We start from the raw sequence: 20375 nt of genomic DNA on the forward strand, positions 1-20375 counted from the left end.
TGACCTGACGGACATCAAGTGCCGCCGCGACCGAGTGTAGCAAGGGGTTGCGACGGCGGTTTTTATCTTGATAACGCTTATCCACTTATGAGATTGGATCGCGAAACCCGGGATATCTGTCATGACCGCACTCAACCGTCGCTCGCTCCTCAAAGCCTCAGCCCTTCTCGGCACCGCGGGCGCTGCGGGCCTGCTGGCCGGCCGGTTCGGACTGCCGGCAACGGCCTTTGCCGCAGCCGCTCCCGTCGAGATGAAGGCGCGAGCGATCGAGGTCGACATCACCGGCAAGGGCGCGACACGGGGCATGATGACCTATGGCGAGGGACCGGTTCCCCCGGTCCTCCGCGCCCGTCAGGGAGAGGCCTTTGCCGCGCGCCTCGTCAACGCGCTCGAGGAACCGACGACCATTCACTGGCACGGCGTGCGGGTGCCGGTGGGTATGGACGGCGTTCCGCTGCTCTCCCAGCCCTATGTCTATCCCGGCGATGGCTTCGACTACGCCTTTACGCCACCGGATGCGGGTACCTTCTGGTACCATCCCCACTGCAACACGCTGGAGCAGATGGGGCGCGGCCTTGCGGGCATGCTGATCGTCGAGGGCAAGGACGATCCGGTGTTCGATGCGGAAATACCGCTGATGCTGCGCGACTGGCGGCTTGGCGGCGACGGGCAGTTCATCGCCCCCTTCAAGGCACGCGATGCAGCCAAGGCCGGCACCTATGGAACGCTGCGTACGGCCAACTGGCAGAAGGAGCCGCAGATCGATGCGCCCGCAGGCGGTCTTGTGCGGCTGAGACTTCTGGCAGCCGACGTCACCCGGATCTACACGATGCAGCTCGAGGGCGCGCAGGCCACCGTCATCGCCATCGACGGCAATCCGGTACCCAGGCGCTTTGCGCTGGATACGCTGATGGTCGGGCCGGGGCAGCGGCTCGATCTTGCGCTGCGGATGCCGGATGCGGAAGGCGCCATTGCACGGCTCATGGATATCCGTGGCAGCCAGCCGAAGCCAATTGCCTCCTTCCGCGCCACGGGACCATCGCTCAGGCGGGCCCCTGGAGATCTCGGCCCCTTGACCGCCAATCCGGTGCCGGCCTTCGATGCATCGGCAGCGGCATCCCTGGACATGAAGCTGTCCGCCACGGCGGAAACGGCCCCGAAGACGAGCATCTGCGGAACGCTCGGCTATACGTTCTGGGCAATCAACAACGTTGCCTGGTCGGGCGATACCGATCCCACGGCACCGCTGGCCGAGCTGAAACAGGGCAGGAGCTACCGCATCCGGCTTGCAAATCCCACGCCGCACGCGCATCCGATCCATCTGCACGGCATGAATTTCGTGGTCCTGTCCTCCAGCGCGCGGCCCGTGCAATCCTTCGTCACGGACACCTGGCTGATGCTGCCCGACGAACAGGTGGAGCTCGGCCTCGTCGCCGACAACCCCGGCGACTGGGTGTTTCACTGCCACATCATCGAGCATCAAAAGAGCGGGATGACCACCTATTTGCGGGTGGTTTGAGCCAAAGCGGCTGTCGCCTTATTGACATCCGGACTTGAACGGGAAAGGAAAACAGGTCTTTCATTTCGAAGCCTGACCGGTCCCCTTCATGCAGATCATCGATACCACCGCCGCCCTTCGCAAAGCCTGCGAGCAACTGGCGCAATCGGATTTCATCACGATCGATACCGAATTCCTGCGCGAGACCACCTTCTGGCCCGTGCTGTGCCTCATCCAGATGGCGAGCCCCGACATGGAGGTCCTGGTCGACCCCATGGCCCGGGACATCGACCTTGCCCCCTTTTTCGAGCTGATGTCGAACGGGAGCGTCACCAAGGTCTTCCATGCCGCCCGGCAGGATCTCGAAATCATCTACAATCTCGGCCGCATCATTCCCCACCCGATCTTCGATACGCAGGTGGCGGCCATGGTCTGCGGCTTCGGGGACAGCGTTTCCTACGACCAGCTCGTCCAGCGCACAAAGGGCGTCTCCATCGACAAGTCCTCCCGGTTCACCGACTGGAGCCACCGGCCGCTTTCGGAAAAGCAGCTCGCCTATGCCCTGGCGGACGTGACCCATCTCAGGGATGTCTACAAGGTGCTGCGCGAGGAGCTGGAGCGCGAGGGCCGGACGCTCTGGGTCTCGGAAGAGATGGCGGTTCTGGAATCGCCCGTAACCTACGACATGCCGCCGGAAGATGCCTGGCTGCGGCTGAAGATGCGGCTGAAGAAGCCTCAGGAGCTTGCCGTGCTGCGCGAGGTCGCCGCCTGGCGCGAACGGGAAGCGCGCAGCCGCAACGTGCCGCGCTCCCGGGTGCTGAAGGACGACACGATCTACGAGATCGCCCAGCAGCAGCCGAAGGACACCGAAGCGCTCGGACGCCTGCGCACCGTGCCGAAGGGCTGGGAGCGCTCCTCTTCCGGCCAGGCCGTGGTGGAAGCCGTCAACCGGGCGCTGGCGCTGCCGCGCGCCGAGATGCCCCAGCCGCAGCGCCATGTACAGGCACCGGAAGGTGCCGCCGCCGCGACGGAACTGCTGAAGGTTCTCCTCAAGCTGATCGCCGACAAGCACGGCGTGGCGGCCAAGGTGATCGCCAATACGGACGATCTGGAGAGGATTGCCGCAGACGGCGAGAATGCCGACGTGGCGGCCATGCACGGCTGGCGCCGGGACCTCTTCGGAGAGGTGGCGCTGAAGCTGATCCGCGGCGATGTCGGGTTGCGTTTCATCGACCGGAAGGTGGAGGCGGTGGAGCTCTGATCCGCCGCCCGCTGCTTCAGAGATACCTGTACTGCAGCTTCTTGCCGGTGAGCTTGGCGAGCTGCTGAAGCCTGCCCTCTACCCGCTCTCCGCCGAAATCCCGATAGGCTTCCGGGACGAGGAAATCGAGATCGATGCCCGGCGTGGAGGACTTCGCGAAGGTGAGGTTGCGCACAACGCCCGGCATGGAAGCCGAGAACAGATAGACGACCCGGAGGAGCCCGCCGAGCAGCTTCGCCCTCTCGAGCAGGCGCGGGGTCGCGATATTGGCGAGCGGTGCCGACAGGTGATCGTCCGACAGCCCCTCGTATCGATAGTAGTTCACCAGCGCGATGAAGGCCCGGCCCGGATGGGTAATCCCGATGAAGGAACCATGGGCAATGACGTTGAGCGCCTGCAGCCCGCGGTAATCGGGATGGGCGCGCCAGCTGATGTCGGCAAGCAGGCAGGCCGCCTGCCGGAAGCGGCTTTCGTCTTCGGTCTCGTCGATGCCGAAGAAGTGCAGCATGTCGCCGGACCATTCCGCGATCTCGCGGGCGTGCTCCGGTGAGCGGGCCCGCAGGATCGCCAGTTCTCCGGCAGCGGCAATCAGCGGGTCGCGGTTGCGCTCGGCCGGCGGCAGGAGGGCGTAGAGGTAGCCCTCGCGGACCCCCTGCGCCGAAAACGAAACCCGCGCCGGCTTCATCCGCGCGATCACCTCGCGCATGGCAAGCGCGCCGTAGGGGATCAGCGCACGGCGGTTCTTGGAAACGGCGGAAAGCGCCTTGGTATCCTTGGCCGCGATGAGCCCGTCGAGAAAGGGCATGATCTCGTCGAAGGAAACCTCGTAACCCTGCATCATGTGGAGCGGATAATCGCGGGCTTCCATGTGCAGTTTCGCGATGTTGCGCCAGGTTCCGCCGACGGCGTAGAAGGTGCGCCCCTGCCCGCGCAGGATCACGGGCGCGCGCTGCAGGTGATGCTGGATGAAGGACTTCGCCTTTGCCAGCGAACCGTCGGCCTCGTCGGCGATGCGCAGGCCGCCCAGCGGCAGCGTCAGGCCGTCGCGCGTATCCCTTTCATGCACGTCGATGAGCTCCAGCGACCCGCCGCCGAAATCGCCGACGATGCCATCAGCATGATGATAGCCGGAGACGATGCCGAGGGCGGAAAAGTAGGCCTCCTCCTCGCCCGAAAGCACCCGCACTCGCGTTCCCAGGATCGCCTCGGCCTGGCGGATGAAATCCGGGCCGTTGGAAGCCTCCCGGGCAGCGGCGGTTGCGACCGCGTGCAGGTCGCTGGCGCGGGACTGGCGGCTCAGCGCCTTGAAGCGCTTCAGCGCCGAAAGCGCCCGGGCAATGGCTTCCGGGTCCATGCGGCCGGTGGTGGCAATGCCGCGGCCAAGGCCGCACATGACCTTCTCGTTGAAGAGAATGGCCGGAGCACGGGACATGCCCTCGTAGATCACCAGCCGGACCGAGTTCGATCCGATATCGACCACCGAAACGGGGGCGATCCCCGGCAGGCGCCCTTGGGCTTCTGATTCAACCATGCAATTTCTTTACACGCTTTTCTGCCGGGACGCTCAGCTTCTCAAACCCGAGACGCGGCCCGCAATCAGTTTCGGAGCGCTGGACTTCAGGGCCTCGCCACGGCCGGACAGGCTGGGATTGGTCATGAAGTAATGCTGCGCGTTGAAAGGTTCCTCACCGGGCTTCACGCCAATCCGGCGCGAGGTGCCGTCGGGCAGTATCTCGTAGCTCTGCTGGTTGTCAATCAGGTTGCCCAGCATGATCTGGGAGAGGACCTGCTCATGCACGGTTTTGTTGAGCAGCGGCACCAGCGTCTCGACGCGGCGGTCGAGGTTGCGCGGCATCATGTCGGCCGAGCCGATGTAGACGAGCGCCTTTTCCGAAGGCAGGCCATAACCGTTGCCGAAGCAGAAGATGCGGCTGTGTTCCAGGAAGCGTCCGACGATCGATTTCGCACGGATGTTTTCCGAAAGACCGGGCACCTGTGGCCGCAGGCAGCAGATGCCGCGGACCACGAGATCGACCTTCACGCCCGCGCGGCTCGCTGCATAGAGTGCATCGATGATGTCGGGATCGACGAGCGAATTCATCTTCATCCAGATCGCCGCCGGCCTGCCGGCCTTGGCATGGGCAATCTCCTCCTCGACATGGCGCAGGATGCGCGGCCTGAGCGTGTAGGGAGAGACCGCAAGCTTCATCCCCTCCTCCGGCTCGCCGTAGCCGGTTATGAAGTTGAAGACATTCGCCATGTCATGGGCGATCTTGTCGTTGCAGGTGAAGAAGGAAAGGTCGGTATAGATCTTCGCCGTCACCGGATGGTAGTTGCCGGTTCCGAGGTGGCAGTAGGTGCGCAGCTTTCCGTCCTCGCGGCGCACCACCATCGACATCTTCGCGTGGGTCTTGAGCTCGATGAAGCCGAAGACGACCTGCACGCCCGCCCGCTCCAGGTCGCGCGCCCAGCGGATGTTTGCCTCCTCGTCGAAGCGCGCCTTGAGCTCCACGAGCGCGGTGACGGACTTGCCGGCTTCCGCCGCATCGATGAGCGCGCGCACGATGGGGCTGTCGTTCGAGGTGCGATAGAGAGTCTGCTTGATCGCCAGAACATCGGGATCGCGGGCGGCCTGCAAAAGGAACTGGACCACCACGTCGAAGGATTCATAGGGGTGATGCACAACCATGTCCTTCTCCCGGATGGCGGCGAAGCAATCGCCCGCATGCTCGCGCACGCGCTCGGGGAAGCGGGCATTGTAGGCCTGGAAGCGCAGGTCGTCTCGCGGCGCCTTGGCAATCTCGCTCATCGTGTTGAGCGCGAGAAGACCGGGAAGGACCGCCACGCGATTGTCCGGAACGCCGAGCTCCTGCACCACGAACTGGCGCAGCGATGCGGGCATCTCCGCGTTGGTCTCGATGCGGATCACCGAGCCGCGCCGGCGGCGCTTCAGGGCGGTCTCGAAATAGCGCACCAGGTCCTCGGCCTCTTCCTCCACTTCGATATCGCTGTCGCGGATGATGCGGAAGGTTCCGAAACCCTTCACCTCATAGCCCGGATAGAGCCGGTGGATGAACATGCCGACCACGTCCTCGAGCGTCATGTAGCGCAGGGCGCTGCCGGCGTCGGGAAGGCGCACGAAGCGGTCGAGGGCGGTCGGAAGGCGCAGCAGCGCCGTCATCGGCTCTTCCGTCCGCTTGCTCACGAGCTGAAGCCCCATGGAGAAGCCGAGATTGGGAATGAAGGGGAAAGGGTGAGCCGGATCGATGGAAAGCGGCGTCAGCACCGGGAAGATCGAGCGCTCGAACTCCTCCGCCAGCCATTCGCGGTCCCTCTCCGAGATCGCGGAGGGGCGGACGATGTAGATGTCCTCGCGGGCGAGATACTGCTGGAGCACGGCAAGCGATGCCTGCTGCTCCATCTGCAGATTGTCGATTTCCTTGAGGATGTCCTCGAGCTGCTCGGCGGGAGCCTTGCCGTCGGGGCTCTTCATCGTCACGCCCTGCCGGACCTGGCCTTCGAGGCCGGCCACGCGCACCATGAAGAATTCGTCGAGATTGGTGGCCGAGATCGACAGGAACCGGACCCGCTCCAGAAGCGGATGCGATTCGTTCAGGGTTTCCTCGAGAACGCGTCGGTTGAACTGCAGCCAGGAGAATTCCCGGTTGATGAAGCGCTCGGGACTGGACAGAAGTTCCAGCCCTTCCTCGCCTGCCGGAACCGTCTTCTCAGCGCCTTCTGCCGCCGCCATGTCCATCGCTCTTCCCTCGCCCTTGCTTCGGCTTCCTGCCGCCCATGGCAGATGCCACATGGATGGCTACCGCCTATTACAGTTTTACGACACTTCCGTGACAGTCAATCCTCCCCGAGGGCGGGCTCGGCCAGTGCCTCCTGGACGATCGGGCGGGTGATGCGGCTGCCGCGGGCCAGCGCCAGGAAGTCGATGCGGTCGACGATCTTCTGCGCCATTTCCATCGAGCGCTCCATGCGCTGGACCATGTAGTCGACCAGCTTCGGCTCGATCTGCAGCTGTCGGTCGGAGAAGAGCTTGACGATGACCTGCGCAAGCAGCGCCTCATCCGGTTCGCCGATCTCCACCACCGTGGCCGCCTTGAGGCGCGAACGGAGGTCCGGCAGGGACACATCCCACATGCCGGGCCAGGTGCGCGCGGTCATCAGCAGGGTCTGGCCGTGCTGGCGCACGCTGTTGATGACATGGAAAAGGGCCGCATCGTCGAAATCGTGGCGGTCGGCGTCCTCGAAGAGCACGGGTCCGCCGGCAGCGGTCAGGGCTGCATCGTCATTGGCGGTCGGCAGGATTGCGGCAGCGGCGGAGCGTTCGCGCCAGATTTCGGCGAGATGGCTCTTTCCGGACCCCGCCGGGCCGACCAGCACCACGACGGGCGATGGCCAGTGGGGCCAGCGGTCGATCAGCTGAACGGCCGCCGCCAGCGGTCCGCCCACGGCAAGGTCGTCGCGGCCGGTTGCCGGATCGTGGGGCAATTCCAGCGGCAATTGTTCATTCTTACGGGCACTCAAATCACGCATGACGCACAGGATACCACAGGTTTGACGATCAGGCTTCAGGTTCCGAACCGATCCGGGCCTGGGCCTTTGGCGCGCGCAGCGCCGGATGGCCATGATAGAGATCGCTCTCAAGGTAGCGGTTGATCGCAAAGCGCACCAGTACCCCGATGGCGGCCGAGGCGGGCACGGCGACGAGCAGGCCGACGAAGCCGAAAAGCGCACCGAAGGCAAGCAGCGCGAACATCAGCCAGACGGGGTGCAGCCCGATGCTCTTGCCGACCAGACGGGGCTGGAGAACGTTCCCCTCGATGAACTGCCCGAACAGGAAGATGCCGAGCACAAGCGCCGGCATCCAGTAGTCCGGCCAGAACTGGAAGACGGCAACGCCCAGCGAAAGCGCAAGCCCGACCATGGAGCCGATATAGGGGATGAAACTGATCATCCCGACGAAAAAGCCGATCAGCAGGCCGAAATTGAGCCCCGTCAGGGTGAGCGCCACGCCATAATAGACCGCCAGGATGAGGCAGAGCGAACCCTGTCCCCGCACGAAGCCCGCAATTGCCTGGTCGACCTCGCGGGCGATCAGGCGAACCGAGTCGACGTGGTCGCGCGGGATCCAGCTGTCCACCTTGGCCACCATGCGGTCCCAGTCGAGCAGGACATAGAAGGCGACCACGGGCGTGATGACCAGCAGGGACGCGAGGTCGACGATGGCCTTGCCCGAACTCCAGATCTGGCCGAAAACGGCTGTCGCGAAAGCGGCCCCCTCCCCCAGGAACTTGGTGGCATTGGCTTTCACCACGGCAATCTGGCTGGTCACCCATTTCGGCAGACGCTGGAGACTTTCGGCGGAAACCTCGCTCTGAAGCTTGCGGACATATTCCGGCGCATGGGCCGCGAGATCGGAGACCTGGGTGACGATCATCGGGATGATCACGACAAGCGCCGCGACGAAGATCACGAGAAAGCCCATCAGGATCACGACCGTTGCCATCAGCCGCGACAGGCCGCGCCGCTCCAGCCAGTCGGCGACCGGATCGAGGAAATAGGCCAGGACCATGCCGGCCACAAAGGGCAGCAGCACCGAACTGAAGGTCGTGAGAAACAGATAGAACAGCACCAGGATGACGATCCAGAAAAGCAGCTGGCGCTTCAGGTGGCTGCCGGTGATGTGCGTGACCATGTTGTCCCCTGGTTCTGCTCGATGATCGCTCGGGCGCGGCTATTCTCCGGACGACCGTCCGGAAACGCCCATGTGCCGCATCCATATACGGAAATAGGATGCGGCGGAGAGTGTGGTCAAGACGGCGACGAGGCCGATCAGGACCGTCAGCAGCACGCCGGGCTCCAGTGCGAAGGCAGGCGCTGCAAGCGCCACCGCCGCAAGGGTGATCTGCGCGGCGGTACTGGCCTTCGACACCAGGATCGGATCGGCCTCCATCGGCTGATCCATGACGCTCGCCAGCACGACCGCCCCGATGATCAGCACATCCCGGGAAACCACGAGAAAGATCAGCCAGTCCGGAAGCTCTCCCAACACCCCGAGCATCACAAAGACGGAAACCAGGAGCAGCTTGTCCGCGAGCGGATCGAGCCAGGCCCCCAGTTCCGAGCGCTGGTTGAAGTGACGGGCAATGAAGCCATCCACCGCATCCGAGACGCCGGCCGTGACGAAGAGCGCAAAGGCCAGCACCATCTCGCCATGGGCAAGCGCATAGATGACGGCCGGAACCAGCAGGAACCGCGCGATGGTGATGATGTTGGGTATGGTGATCGGCAAGACGGTTCTCCTTGCTTCCCAATATGGGCGTTAAACTGTCCGGTTACCAGACCGCCGAAATCGGGGATCGCGCCGGGAACGTACAGCGCCGCAAGGTCCAGAAAAGCCTGAAAATTGGCGGTTTGGCCTTGCATAAGGCGGTGCGACATGCGAATGCCAGCCGCAGATTACGGCAGGAGACGAGAGCATGAGCCAGTCGGAAAAGAACGGTCTGACCTACAGCGACGCGGGCGTGGATATCGACGCAGGAAACGCCATGGTCGAGAAGATCAAGCCGGCCGTACGCTCGACCCGTCGCCCGGGCGCCGATGGCGAAATCGGCGGCTTCGGCGGGCTTTTCGACCTCAAGGCCGCCGGCTTCAGGGATCCGATCCTCGTCGCGGCGAATGACGGCGTCGGCACCAAGCTCAAGATCGCGATCGATGCAGACCGGCATGATACCGTCGGCATCGACCTCGTGGCCATGTGCGTCAACGATCTCGTCGTGCAGGGCGCGGAGCCCCTGCTCTTCCTCGATTACTTCGCCACCGGCAAGCTCGATCCAGATCAGGGCGCGGCCATCGTCGAAGGCATTGCCGAGGGCTGCCGTCAGGCGGGCTGCGCGCTGATCGGCGGCGAAACGGCGGAAATGCCCGGCATGTACAAGGGCGGCGACTACGATCTCGCCGGCTTTGCAGTCGGCGCTGCCGAACGCGGCGAACTGCTGCCCTCCGGTGACATCGCGGAAGGCGACGTCATCCTCGGCCTCGCCTCCTCCGGGGTGCATTCGAACGGATACTCCCTCGTGCGCAAGATCGTCGAGCGGTCCGGCCTCGGCTGGAACGACAAGGCGCCCTTCGACGACTCGAAGACGCTCGGCGAGGCACTCCTCACGCCGACCCGGATCTACGTGAAGCCATTGCTTGCCGCCATCCGCAAGACGAAGGCGCTCAAGGCGCTGGCCCACATCACCGGCGGCGGCTTCCCGGAGAACATTCCGCGCGTGCTGCCGAAGCATCTCTCCGCCGAGATCGACCTCGAAGCCATCAGGCCGCCCGCCGTGTTCTCCTGGCTTGCAAGCACCGGCGGCGTTGCCGAGAAGGAAATGCTCCGGACCTTCAACTGCGGCATCGGCATGATTGTCGTCACGGCTGCCGAGCGGGCGGACGAGGTCATTGCGGCACTTTCCGCAGAGGGCGAAACCCCCGTCAGGCTCGGCCGCATGGTCGCCCGGGCAGAAGGCGGCGCCGGCACGATCTACAAGGGCACGCTCGCCCTATGAGCCCGGCCCGCAAGCGCGCCGTCGTCTTCATTTCCGGTGGCGGATCGAACATGGTGGCCCTTGCCCGCGCCGCACAGACGCCCGGCTACCCCGTGGAGATCGTCGGCGTCATCGCCGACAAGGCGGATGCCGGCGGCCTGGAAAAGGCTGCATCCATGGGCATTCCGACCTTCGCATTCCAGCGCGGGGATTTCGACAGCAAGGCGGCCCATGAACGGGCGATCCTGACCTGCCTCGAAGGGCTGACGCCGGACCTTCTCTGCCTGGCCGGCTACATGCGCCTGCTTTCGGCAGATTTCATCCGCCATTACGAGGGCCGCATCCTCAATATCCACCCTTCCCTGTTGCCACTCTTTCCGGGCCTCCACACCCACCAGCGCGCCATCGACGCGGGCATGACGGAAGCCGGATGCACGGTGCACGTGGTGACGGAAGGCATGGACGAAGGCCCGGTTCTGGCGCAGGCGCGGGTGCCGGTTTTGCCCGGAGACACCGCCGAGACCCTCGCCGCCCGTGTGCTTGTGGAAGAACACAAGCTCTATCCCGCGACCCTCAGGGCATTCGCGGAAGACCTTGTATAAGCCAGGACTCATCCCAAATTTTGGCGGCAAGCGCCGGTTGCGGCGTCAGCGATTCCTCGACTAATTGTCATTTACGACAACATTTGTTTCGGGGAACCATGCCATGAACAGACTTGCTGCCCTTGCCGGTGCAGTGGCGCTCGGCGCGTCGGCCACCGCCGCCCTTGCCGCGGACGCCACCGTTTACACCAATGCGGACAATAGCTTCTCGCTTTCCGGCGGTATCGGCCTGATGAACATCGATGCCGGCGAGTTCGTCTATGACGGCGACTACACCATCTCCCGTCTCGACTGGGAAAGCCGCGGCGTCGTGCTTTTCACCCTGAATGGCGAAGCGGAGCTTCCCCATGATTTCCTGCTCAAGGCCTCCCTGAGCACCGGGATCAAGGGCAACAACCACATGACCGATTACGACTGGATCTACCCGGACAATGCGGGCCCGAACGGTCCGGACGACTGGACCGACCGCTCGCAGCATCCGGATACCGAGCTTGACCACTACTGGTCGGGCAGCCTCGAAATCGGCAAGCAGGTCTATGCCACCGAGGACACCCGTCTCAGCCTCGGCGCAGGCTTCAAGTATACGGACGTGAAGTGGTCGGCCGTCGGCGGGAGCTACATCTATTCCGGCAGCGCCTTCCGCGACACCGTTGACAATTTCGGCCCGAACGAGAAGGTCATCAGCTACCGGCAGCAGATCCCGGTGCTCTACGCCACCGCGGGCGTCAGCCATGACGTGGGCAACTGGACGCTCGGCGGGGCGCTGAAGGGCGGTCTCTCCCTCGGCATCCGCGATACCGACGATCACTGGCTGCGGGACCTTCGCTTCTACGACGACATGAAGGCGGCACCGATGCTGGGTGCGGACCTCTCGGCCTCCTATCACTATAACGAGAACACCAGCTTCTATCTGGCCGGCGGCTTCGAAAAGATCTTCCATGCCCGCGGCGACGTGGAGACCATCAACACCGTCACGGGCGATTCCGCCAAGACCTCCGATGCAAGCGGCGCGGATTTCCGCTCCATGCAGATCTCCTTCGGCGTCAACATGAAGTTCTGACGCCTTCCGCTTGATCCTGAATCGAAAAACCGGGCCTGAAGCCCGGTTTTTTGTTGCCCTACCAGCGTCCCCTGAGACGCTCGATCTCCGCCCACTGAAGCAGCATCACCGTCTTGGCATCGCAGATCGCGCCGCTCTCGACCATCGCAAGCGCCTCGTCCAGGGAGACCTCGACCACCTCGATATCCTCGTTCTCGTCCGCCACGCCGCCACCCTCCGCCACGCGGTCCGAAAGATCCACATCCGCCACGAAGAAATCGATGGTTTCGGTCACCGCGCCGGGGGACATGAAGGAGCGGAAGAGAAAACGCGCCTCGCCGACCCGGTACCCGGTCTCCTCGATCGCCTCGCGCCGGATCGCCTCTTCCGGATGTTCGCCGTCGAGCAGGCCCGCGGGCGTCTCGAGGAGCCATCCGTCATGCCCGTTGCGATGGGCGGGCATGCGGAACTGCCGGACCAGCACGATCCGGTCCCGCTTGCGGTCGCGCAGGAGGATGGTCGCCCCGTTGCCGCGGTCATAGACCTCCCGCTTGAGGCGCACCGTCTTTCCGTCAGAGCCCGTGTAATCGAAGGTGACGTTGCTGAGATGATACCAGTTGCGGGAGAGCGTCTCGTCGCTGACGACGGTTATCTCCGCCCTCTTTCGCCCGCTCATGGAGCGTCCTTCCTCAGCCATACCTTCGTGTCGTGGACCGCCGCCCCGCCATAGGGAGCAACCGCATCGGCGCCGGTGAGGACATTGATGCCCTCGCCATCGAGATGGGACGAATTGGGCCACAGGCCCTCGGCAATGACGACGCCGGGGCGCACTGTTTCCGACAGGCGGACATGAAGGCGCACTTCGCCGCGCGGATTGCCGATCCGCACGACGTCACCGTCGGCAAGGGCGTGCGCGGCTGCATCCGCCGGCGAGATCAGAAGCTCGGGCCGCCCCTCCTTCTGCCGCGATGTCGGCATCTCCGTGAAGGTCGAGTTCAGGAAGTTCCGCGCCGGCGAGGTCGCGAGGCGGAAGGGATGATCGGCATCGGTGCTTTCGATCAGCTCCACGTGATCCGGAAAGGCGGGCAGGCCCTGATAGGGACCCATGGCGCCCAGGCTTTCCGGCGGCTTGACGGGGGACGGGCCGTTCCTCCAGTCGGGCGAGAAACGGAAGCGCCCGTCCGGATAGGCAAAGCCGTTGAGGAAATGCGCGGTCTCGAAATCGGGCTGGCAGTCGATCCAGCGGTTTGCCTCGAAATCCGCGAGCGTACCCATGTTGCTCCGTCGGAGGATGCGGTCGATCATCTCCCGTTCCGTGTAGCCGAAACCCGGCCGGTCGGCGACACCGAGACGCCTGGCGAGCTCCTCGATGACGAAGAGATTGGTGCGCACCGTTGCCGGCGGCTCGACGAGCTTCGGTCCGAAGAGGAGATGACTCTGGCCCCCGCCCCTGTAGATGTCGTCATGCTCGACGAACATGGTGGCGGGAAGGACGAGATCGGCAAGCCTTGCCGTATCGGTCATGAACTGTTCATGCACGGCGGTGAAGAGGTCGTCGCGCAGGAAGCCCTGCTTCACGAGCCGCTGCTCCGGCATGACATTGACCGGATTGGTGTTCTGGATCAGCATCGCCGTCACGGGCGGACCGTGCCGGAGCGCCTCGGCATCCCCGGTCAGGATGCGGCCGATCTGCGACTGGTCGAGCACGCGGATCGAGGGATCCTCCATGGCGGTGCCCATCAGTTCCGACTTGTCCAGGCGATAGGCCTGACCGTTGTTGTGGAAGGCGCCGCCGCCCTCGTGTTGCCAGGAGCCGAGGACTGTGGCGATGGACGTTGCGGCATGCATCGCGGCGGCACCGTTGCGCTGCCGGGTGAAGCCGTAGCCAAGCCGGAAATAGGTGCGCTTCGTTTCTCCCACGAGCCTTGCGAAGGCCTCGATCTCGGCAACAGAAAGGCCGGTGATCGCCGCAGCCCATTCCGGCGTGCGGGTGGCCAGATGGGCCTCGAGCCCCGCGGGATCGTCGGCATAGCGGGCCATGTAGGCCCGGTCGGCATAACCGTCGCGGAACGCCACATGCATCACGGCGCAGGCCAGCGCGGCATCGGTGCCGGGGCGCACGACGAGCGCCAGGTCCGCCTGCTTCATGGTGGCATTGTCGTAGATGTCGATGACGACGATCCGGGCGCCGCGCTCCTTGCGGGCGCGGATCGCATGGGTCATCACGTTCACCTGGGTCACGACCGCATTGGTACCCCAGATTACCACGCAATCGGATTTCGCCATCTCGCGCGGGTCCGGCCCGTGCAGCGAACCCGTGCCCATGACGAAACCGGTCCAGGCCATGTTCACGCAGACGGTATCGAAATAGCCGGAATAGCGCTTGGCAAAGCGCAGCCGCTCGATGGAATCCCGCTGCACCCAGCCCATCGTGCCGGCATAGAAATAGGGCCAGACAGCTTCCGATCCGTGGCGGGCTTCCGCCTTGACGAAGGCTTCCGCAATCTCGTCGAGGGCCGCATCCCAGCCGATCTCCTGCCAGTCGCCGCTCCCCTTCTCGCCGCGCCGGCGCAGCGGCGTCAGCAGCCGCTCCGGATGGTAGAGGCGTTCTGCATACCGCGCGACCTTGGCGCAGATGACGCCGGCCGTGTAGCTGTTGTCCGCCGAGCCGCGCATGCGGCCGATCCGGCCATCGGGGCCGATCTCCACATCCAGCGCGCAGGTTGAGGGGCAATCATGCGGGCAGGCCGTATGACCGATGCGGGATTTTGTGAGGTCGGGGGTCGCAATGTTCATGTCCTTTGTATAGGACAAACGGGACCGGGGCAGAAGGCCTGCCGGCCAGCCCCAAAAGATTTCATCGAGGCATCACGGCAGATGAACTATCGCCATATCTACCATGCAGGCAACTTCGCCGATGTGCTGAAGCACGCGGTGCTGGCCCTGCTCGTGCGCTACCTCCAGAAGAAGGAAGGCGCCTTCCGGGTGCTCGATACCCATGCGGGGATCGGCCTTTACGATCTCTCCTCCGTGGAAGCCCAGAAGACCGGCGAGTGGCAGACGGGCATCGGAAAGCTGATCGATGCCGAGCTGCCGCCGGAAGCCTCCGCGCTTCTCGAGCCCTATCTCACGGCCGTGCGCGCGCTCAATCCCGAGGGCGGCCTGCGGAAATATCCGGGCTCACCGGCCCTTGCCCGCGCCCTTTTCCGCCCGCAGGACCGGCTTTCCGCCATCGAGCTGCACCCGGAGGATGCCCGTGCCCTCGCGCGGCTCTTCGAGGGCGATCACCAGGTACGCGTGACCGAACTGGACGGCTGGCTGACGCTGAAATCCCACCTGCCCCCGAAGGAGAAGCGCGGCCTCGTGCTCGTCGACCCGCCCTTCGAGCAGGAGGGGGAATACGAACGGCTGGTGAAGGGGCTTGCGGAAGGCTACCGCCGCTTTTCCGGCGGGACCTTCTGCCTCTGGTATCCGATGAAGAAGGGGGCGCCGGTCGCCGCCTTCCACGAGGCGCTGAAGGCGCTGGAAATCCCCAAGATGCTCTGCGCCGAGCTGACGGTCATGAGCGACCGCGATGCCACGGGCCTCAACGGCTCCGGCCTCGTGATCGTCAATCCGCCCTACACGCTGAAGGACGAGCTGCATGTGCTGCTGCCGGTTCTCAGGGAGCGCCTCGCCGTGGATCGCTACGCATCCCAACGCGTCTTCTGGTTGCGCGGCGAGGAGAAGAAATAGCTTCCGCCCGCGCGGCGCATCGCTTAAGAAAGGCGTGCCCCTCAGCCGGCCCGGCCGGCAAGACGTGGATGAACACGCCCCATGCGCCGCTCTCTCGGTTTCCTTCTCATCGCCGCACTCGCTCTTGCGGGACTGTTCCTCAAGGACGCTCCGCTTTCTACCCCGCCCAAGGGGAATACTCCGCAGCAGGATACCTCCCCTCAGCCACCGGCAAGGAAGCGGGAAGGCGAAACGGCCCGGACCATCCCCGCAGGCGCAGCCGGATATATCCTGGCGCTCAGCTGGTCTCCTGCTTTCTGCGCCAGCAGCGATCCCGAGGGCGAGAGCGACCAGTGCGAGACGGGCGCGATGCGCGGCCTCGTGGTGCACGGCCTCTGGCCGGACGGGCGCGCCGAATACTGCGACACATCCGAGCCGAAACGGCTTCGCGACGACATTGCGCGGCAGGTGATGCGCTACATGCCGAGCGTCGGCCTTGCCCGGCATGAATGGGAAAAGCATGGCACCTGCTCCGGCCTTTCCCAGCGGGACTATTTCGCGGCGACCGAGCGCGCCTGGGACGCGTTCCGCCAGCCAGAACCGCTCTCCCGCGCCACCCGGGACCAGCGCCTGGAGCGGAACCGGCTTCTCGACATGATCGCCAGGGCCAATCCGGGCCTGCCGACCTCGGCAGTCGCGCTCCAGTGCGGCAAGGGTGGCGTGCTCAAGGAAATCCGGCTGTGCCTCGATGCCTCGCTTTCGGGCCGTCCCTGCCCCGAGGGAACGCGGCGCTCCTGCTCGGCGACAATCACCGTTCTTCCCCCATCCTAGACGAGCGAAAGGCGATGGCCATGATGAAGATCCTGTGTTCCCCGACCTCCCCCTATTCAGCCAAGGTACGCATGGCGGCCCGGCATCTCGGCTTCCGCTACATGGAAGTGATGGTGGATACGGTGGCGGGTCCCGCCGAACTGACCGACAACAATCCGCTGGGCAAGATCCCCGTCCTTTTGCATGGCAAGGACAAGGCCGTCTATGACAGCCGCGCCATCATGCAGTTCCTGAACCGCAAGTCGGACGGCAAGCTCTATCCCGAGAAAGACCGCAAGCGCACCGAGGCGGAAATCCTGGAAGCCCTTGCGGACGGCATCTGCGACTGCCTTCTGGCCATCGTCTACGAGAAGCGGATGCGCCCGGAGGAAAAGCAGCATGCACCCTGGACGGAGCGCCAGTGGGAGAAGGCGCGGCGCGCGCTCGACATGCTGGAGAAGAACCCGCCGAAGATCGGCAAGAGGCTGCATGGAGGCCATTTCGCCCTTGCCGCGACGCTCGGCTATCTCGGGCTGCGCTTTGCGGGCCAGTGGGAAGAGGATCATCCGAAGCTGGTCGCCTGGGCCCTCGAATTCGCCGACCGCTTTCCCCATTACGGCGCCATGAAGCCGCAGCAGCCCTGAAAACAGCGGACAAAAGAAAACCGCCGGCTGCGAGAGCGCAAGCCGGCGGCTTCTGGATCGTTCCTTGCGAAACGCGTCTTAGAACTTGACGCCTACGCCGAGCTTCACGCTGTGCTCGTCATAGCCACGCTCGGCAACGCCGGAAGCGAGGTTGAAGTTCTTGTTCTGGTAGTCGGTGTAACGATATTCGGCGCGGGCCGAGATCGTGTCGGTGATCATGGTTTCGGCACCGGCACCGGCAGTCCAGCCGAGAGCGTTGCGGGTGTCGGACGAGGTTGCATCCGAGCCCTTCAGGCGCGAAGCGGCAACACCGGCCGTACCGTAGACGAGAACCGGGCCGGTATCGACGCCGAGGCGGCCGCGCAGCGAGCCGTTGACACCCTGCTTGGTCTTCACGCCGGCGGTGACGTTGTCGTTGCCGGAGTAGCCGAGGTCAGCTTCACCGCCGTATACCAGCTGGCCGTCCTGGACGTTGTAACCGCCGTAGACCTGACCACCGAAGGCCTTGTCGTCGTAGCCGTTGCTGTCGAAGCGGCCGAAGTTGTAGTTGGCAGCGCCACCGACATAGGCACCGCCCCAGTTGCCGGTAGCGGCCGGCTGTTCGTAGGCCTGCGGTGCTTCCGGGATCGAGTCGATGGCATCAGCTGCCTGTGCTGCAGCGGCGAAGGTCATGGCAGCGACCGAGGAAGCCATGAGAGAGACTACAAATTTACGCATTTCTTTCTCCTTTCGATCCTGCGGAACCGAAGCCATCGCGGGCCGCTCGTCTGCAGGATAATCCGTTTGCCTGTGTGGCTCGAAAGTTAAAATGCTATCTAATTTGGGAAATGGAAGAGCGAAATTGTGATTTAAATGTGGCATTCAGCGGCCCGAATCTTGACGTTGCTTGTTTGCCACAGGATATTTGTTAACCATACCGAAACATTAACAACAATAATTCATGGTAAACGACTGGTTAAATTTTATGCTTACTTAGTTGTCCGGATTTTTATATTTATTCCGGCTTCGCGCCTGCCCCGTTGCATCCTGTATTCTGCCAGACAGGGCAAGGTCTGCCTTCTGTGTGCAGTGCAAAATGCGGGCAATCCGCACTTGAAAAGAAACCGGTAAAACATGGAAGCGTCCATGTTTTTTCTTTGTTCTTTCTTTTTGACACCCGCCCCGGAAAGCCCCAAATGAGGGATGCGTGTGGACGCGTGATTTGCCCTGCCGGAGTTCGAGATGACTGCACGGAAGCTGCCCGATGGCGGCATTCTCTTCGATGACGAATCGCTGGACGACGAGGAAGACATTTCCCCGGCGCCCGAGTCGCCGTCGCAGCTGGACATCGACTGGAACGAGGGATCGGCTGCCGAGAACGGCCTTCGCGGACAGGATCTGATCGCCGAGTTCGTCAAGCGCCTGCCGAATGGACCCGGCGTCTACCGCATGCTGAACGAGGCGGGCGACGTGCTGTATGTGGGCAAGGCGCGCAGTCTCAAGAAGCGCGTCTCCAACTATGCCCAGGGCCGGGTTCACTCCAACCGGATCGCCCGCATGGTGCGCGAAACCGCGCACATGGAATTCGTCACCACCCGGACGGAAACCGAAGCGCTGCTGCTCGAGGCGAACCTGATCAAGCGCCTGCGGCCGCGTTTCAACGTGTTGCTGCGGGACGACAAGTCCTTTCCCTACATCCTCGTGACGGGCGACCATCGGGCGCCGGCGATCGTCAAGCACCGCGGCGCAAGAGCGCGCAAGGGAGATTATTTCGGCCCCTTCGCCTCGGCGAGCGCGGTCGGGCGCACCATCAACTCGCTGCAGCGCGCCTTCCTGCTGCGCACCTGCACGGACAGTGTCTTCGAGACCCGCACACGTCCCTGCCTTCTTTATCAGATCAAGCGTTGTGCCGGCCCCTGCACCCACGAGATCAGCGACGAGGCCTATGCGCAGCTGGTTTCCGAAACCCGTGATTTCCTGTCTGGCCGCAGCCAGAAAGTGAAGCAGACGATTGCCGCCGCGATGAACGAAGCGGCAGAAGATCTCGATTTCGAGCGGGCCGCCGTCTACCGCGACCGGCTTGCCGCGCTCTCCCATGTCCAGAGCCATCAGGGCATCAACCCTGCCAGCGTCGAGGAGGCGGATGTCTTCGCCATCCACCACGAGGGCGGCATTTCCTGCATCCAGGTCTTCTTCTTCCGCACCGGGCAGAACTGGGGCAACCGCGCCTATTTTCCGAAGGCCGATCCGCAGCTGACGGGCGCGGAGGTGCTGAACGCCTTTCTGGCGCAGTTCTACGACGACAAGCCCTGCCCGCGGCAGATCCTTCTGTCCGAGACGGTGGAGGAGATGGAACTGCTCGCGCAGGCGCTCTCCGAGCGCGCCGGCCACCGGGTTTCGATCACCGTGCCGCAGCGCGGCGAAAAGAAGGATGTGGTCGATCACGTCCTCGGCAACGCCCGCGAGGCCCATGGCCGGAAGCTTGCCGAAACGGCCTCGCAGGAGAGGCTGCTCAAGGGGCTCGCGGAAACCTTCAAGCTGCCCTACGTGCCGCGGCGCATCGAGATCTACGACAACTCCCACATCATGGGCACCAATGCGGTCGGGGGCATGGTGGTCGCCGGGCCGGAAGGCTTCGTGAAGAATCAGTACCGGAAGTTCAACATCAAATCGACCGACATCACCCCCGGTGACGACTTCGGAATGATGCGCGAGGTGATGACGCGGCGCTTTTCCCGGCTTCTCAAGGAAGAGGGCCTGCCCGACCGCTCTGCAGCACCCTCGACGGAAGACCTGGCGGACATGCCCTTCCCCGCCTGGCCGGACGTGATCCTGATCGACGGTGGCCAGGGACAGATGACGGCTGTTCGCTCGATCCTCGACGAGCTCGGTATCACCGACCATGTCATTGCCATCGGCGTCGCCAAGGGCGTGGATCGCGATGCCGGGCGCGAGCGCTTCTTTCCGCCGGGCGTGGCCGGCGGTTTCACGCTGCCGCCGCGCGATCCGGTTCTCTACTTCATCCAGCGCATGCGCGACGAGGCGCACCGCTTCGCCATCGGCTCCCACCGGGCGCGGCGCAAGAAGGAAATGGTGAAAAACCCGCTCGACGAGATCGGCGGCATCGGCCCCTCGCGCAAGCGGGCGCTGCTGAAGCACTTCGGAACGGCCAAGGCGGTTTCACGCGCAGCGGTCGCAGACCTCATGGCCGTCGAGGGCATTTCGGAAGCGATGGCACGGACGATCTACGGACATTTTCACGAAAGTGACGGAAGCTGAGC

General features: G+C 64.0%; 17 protein-coding genes. 9 read left to right on the forward strand and 8 right to left on the reverse strand.

The features are described from left to right. The first annotated feature begins 121 nt into the window (after positions 1-121). Both GGR23_RS13435 and rnd read left to right on the forward strand, forming a co-directional pair. On the forward strand, positions 122-1519 hold the full coding sequence (locus GGR23_RS13435) for a multicopper oxidase family protein (RefSeq protein WP_183366811.1): 1398 nt from the start codon (positions 122-124) through the stop codon (positions 1517-1519). Positions 1520-1613: 94 nt separating this feature from the next. Continuing rightward, positions 1614-2759, forward strand: coding sequence for a ribonuclease D (rnd, locus tag GGR23_RS13440; protein ID WP_183367050.1), 1146 nt, complete (start codon positions 1614-1616; stop codon positions 2757-2759). Between the two features lie 16 nt (positions 2760-2775). Here rnd and ppx read toward each other — a convergent pair whose 3' ends face one another. The 5 genes from ppx to GGR23_RS13465 form a co-directional block, all read right to left on the reverse strand. Then, complete coding sequence (gene ppx, locus GGR23_RS13445) at positions 2776-4290, reverse strand: exopolyphosphatase (RefSeq protein WP_183366812.1); 1515 nt, start codon at positions 4288-4290, stop codon at positions 2776-2778. A 33-nt stretch (positions 4291-4323) separates the two neighbouring features. Continuing rightward, entirely contained in the window at positions 4324-6510 is a 2187-nt protein-coding gene (locus GGR23_RS13450) for an RNA degradosome polyphosphate kinase (RefSeq protein ID WP_183366814.1), read from the reverse strand. A 104-nt stretch (positions 6511-6614) separates the two neighbouring features. Next, positions 6615-7307 carry a DnaA regulatory inactivator HdaA gene (gene hdaA, locus GGR23_RS13455; protein WP_183366815.1) on the reverse strand — a complete coding sequence of 231 codons (693 nt, stop codon included), beginning with the start codon at positions 7305-7307 and terminating at the stop codon, positions 6615-6617. 28 nt (positions 7308-7335) lie between these two features. Then, positions 7336-8469: an AI-2E family transporter gene (locus GGR23_RS13460; protein ID WP_183366816.1), complete on the reverse strand. Its 1134-nt coding sequence runs from the start codon at positions 8467-8469 to the stop codon at positions 7336-7338. 39 nt (positions 8470-8508) lie between these two features. Continuing rightward, complete coding sequence (locus tag GGR23_RS13465; RefSeq protein ID WP_210296974.1) at positions 8509-9066, reverse strand: CDP-alcohol phosphatidyltransferase family protein; 558 nt, start codon at positions 9064-9066, stop codon at positions 8509-8511. 187 nt (positions 9067-9253) lie between these two features. Between GGR23_RS13465 and purM the strand changes: the two genes are divergently transcribed. The 3 genes from purM to GGR23_RS13480 all read left to right on the forward strand — a co-directional run bounded on the left by purM (position 9254) and on the right by GGR23_RS13480 (position 11968). Continuing rightward, a complete protein-coding gene (gene purM, locus GGR23_RS13470; RefSeq protein WP_183366817.1) occupies positions 9254-10327 on the forward strand; it encodes a phosphoribosylformylglycinamidine cyclo-ligase in 1074 nt (357 codons plus the stop codon). After that, on the forward strand, positions 10324-10908 hold the full coding sequence (gene purN, locus GGR23_RS13475) for a phosphoribosylglycinamide formyltransferase (protein ID WP_183366818.1): 585 nt from the start codon (positions 10324-10326) through the stop codon (positions 10906-10908). The genes purM and purN overlap by 4 nt, the downstream gene beginning before the upstream one ends. 103 nt (positions 10909-11011) lie before the next feature. Continuing rightward, entirely contained in the window at positions 11012-11968 is a 957-nt protein-coding gene (locus GGR23_RS13480) for an omptin family outer membrane protease (RefSeq protein WP_183366819.1), read from the forward strand. Positions 11969-12026: 58 nt separating this feature from the next. Here GGR23_RS13480 and GGR23_RS13485 read toward each other — a convergent pair whose 3' ends face one another. Both GGR23_RS13485 and GGR23_RS13490 read right to left on the reverse strand, forming a co-directional pair. Beyond that, entirely contained in the window at positions 12027-12623 is a 597-nt protein-coding gene (locus GGR23_RS13485) for an NUDIX domain-containing protein (protein WP_183366820.1), read from the reverse strand. After that, positions 12620-14743 (reverse strand): molybdopterin oxidoreductase family protein, encoded by a 2124-nt coding sequence (locus GGR23_RS13490; RefSeq protein WP_183366821.1) that lies wholly within the window; start codon positions 14741-14743, stop codon positions 12620-12622. Before GGR23_RS13490 ends, GGR23_RS13485 begins: the two co-directional genes overlap by 4 nt. 81 nt (positions 14744-14824) lie before the next feature. On the opposite strand from GGR23_RS13490, the gene GGR23_RS13495 reads away from it, so the two are divergent. The 3 genes from GGR23_RS13495 to GGR23_RS13505 all read left to right on the forward strand — a co-directional run bounded on the left by GGR23_RS13495 (position 14825) and on the right by GGR23_RS13505 (position 17115). Further along, positions 14825-15682, forward strand: a complete 858-nt coding sequence (locus GGR23_RS13495) for a 23S rRNA (adenine(2030)-N(6))-methyltransferase RlmJ (RefSeq protein ID WP_183366823.1) — start codon at positions 14825-14827, stop codon at positions 15680-15682. Positions 15683-15763: 81 nt separating this feature from the next. Beyond that, the gene (locus tag GGR23_RS13500; RefSeq protein WP_183366824.1) at positions 15764-16492 is read left to right on the forward strand and encodes a ribonuclease T2 family protein; all 729 of its coding nucleotides are present in this window, start codon (positions 15764-15766) and stop codon (positions 16490-16492) included. Positions 16493-16515: 23 nt separating this feature from the next. After that, positions 16516-17115, forward strand: coding sequence for a glutathione S-transferase family protein (locus GGR23_RS13505; protein WP_183367052.1), 600 nt, complete (start codon positions 16516-16518; stop codon positions 17113-17115). 78 nt (positions 17116-17193) lie between these two features. On the opposite strand, the gene GGR23_RS13510 is transcribed toward GGR23_RS13505, so the two are convergent. Next, entirely contained in the window at positions 17194-17832 is a 639-nt protein-coding gene (locus GGR23_RS13510) for an outer membrane protein (RefSeq protein WP_183366826.1), read from the reverse strand. 504 nt (positions 17833-18336) lie between these two features. Between GGR23_RS13510 and uvrC the strand changes: the two genes are divergently transcribed. Next, positions 18337-20373: an excinuclease ABC subunit UvrC gene (uvrC, locus tag GGR23_RS13515; protein WP_183366827.1), complete on the forward strand. Its 2037-nt coding sequence runs from the start codon at positions 18337-18339 to the stop codon at positions 20371-20373. Positions 20374-20375 lie beyond the last annotated feature (2 nt).

Source organism: Gellertiella hungarica (assembly GCF_014197145.1).
GTDB lineage: Bacteria > Pseudomonadota > Alphaproteobacteria > Rhizobiales > Rhizobiaceae > Gellertiella > Gellertiella hungarica.

Bases quoted from the DNA above. Each gene is read 5' to 3' on its own strand.
- GGR23_RS13500 (WP_183366824.1), top strand. From the start codon at position 15,764: ATGCGCCGCTCTCTCGGTTTCCTTCTCATCGCCGCACTCGCTCTTGCG.
- GGR23_RS13450 (WP_183366814.1), bottom strand. From the start codon at position 6,510: ATGGCGGCGGCAGAAGGCGCTGAGAAGACGGTTCCGGCAGGCGAGGAA.
- GGR23_RS13505 (WP_183367052.1), top strand. From the start codon at position 16,516: ATGAAGATCCTGTGTTCCCCGACCTCCCCCTATTCAGCCAAGGTACGC.
- GGR23_RS13510 (WP_183366826.1), bottom strand. From the start codon at position 17,832: ATGCGTAAATTTGTAGTCTCTCTCATGGCTTCCTCGGTCGCTGCCATG.
- GGR23_RS13435 (WP_183366811.1), top strand. From the start codon at position 122: ATGACCGCACTCAACCGTCGCTCGCTCCTCAAAGCCTCAGCCCTTCTC.
- purN (WP_183366818.1), top strand. From the start codon at position 10,324: ATGAGCCCGGCCCGCAAGCGCGCCGTCGTCTTCATTTCCGGTGGCGGA.
- GGR23_RS13485 (WP_183366820.1), bottom strand. From the start codon at position 12,623: ATGAGCGGGCGAAAGAGGGCGGAGATAACCGTCGTCAGCGACGAGACG.
- GGR23_RS13480 (WP_183366819.1), top strand. From the start codon at position 11,012: ATGAACAGACTTGCTGCCCTTGCCGGTGCAGTGGCGCTCGGCGCGTCG.
- uvrC (WP_183366827.1), top strand. From the start codon at position 18,337: ATGACTGCACGGAAGCTGCCCGATGGCGGCATTCTCTTCGATGACGAA.
- purM (WP_183366817.1), top strand. From the start codon at position 9,254: ATGAGCCAGTCGGAAAAGAACGGTCTGACCTACAGCGACGCGGGCGTG.
- GGR23_RS13495 (WP_183366823.1), top strand. From the start codon at position 14,825: ATGAACTATCGCCATATCTACCATGCAGGCAACTTCGCCGATGTGCTG.
- hdaA (WP_183366815.1), bottom strand. From the start codon at position 7,307: ATGCGTGATTTGAGTGCCCGTAAGAATGAACAATTGCCGCTGGAATTG.
- ppx (WP_183366812.1), bottom strand. From the start codon at position 4,290: ATGGTTGAATCAGAAGCCCAAGGGCGCCTGCCGGGGATCGCCCCCGTT.
- GGR23_RS13490 (WP_183366821.1), bottom strand. From the start codon at position 14,743: ATGAACATTGCGACCCCCGACCTCACAAAATCCCGCATCGGTCATACG.
- GGR23_RS13460 (WP_183366816.1), bottom strand. From the start codon at position 8,469: ATGGTCACGCACATCACCGGCAGCCACCTGAAGCGCCAGCTGCTTTTC.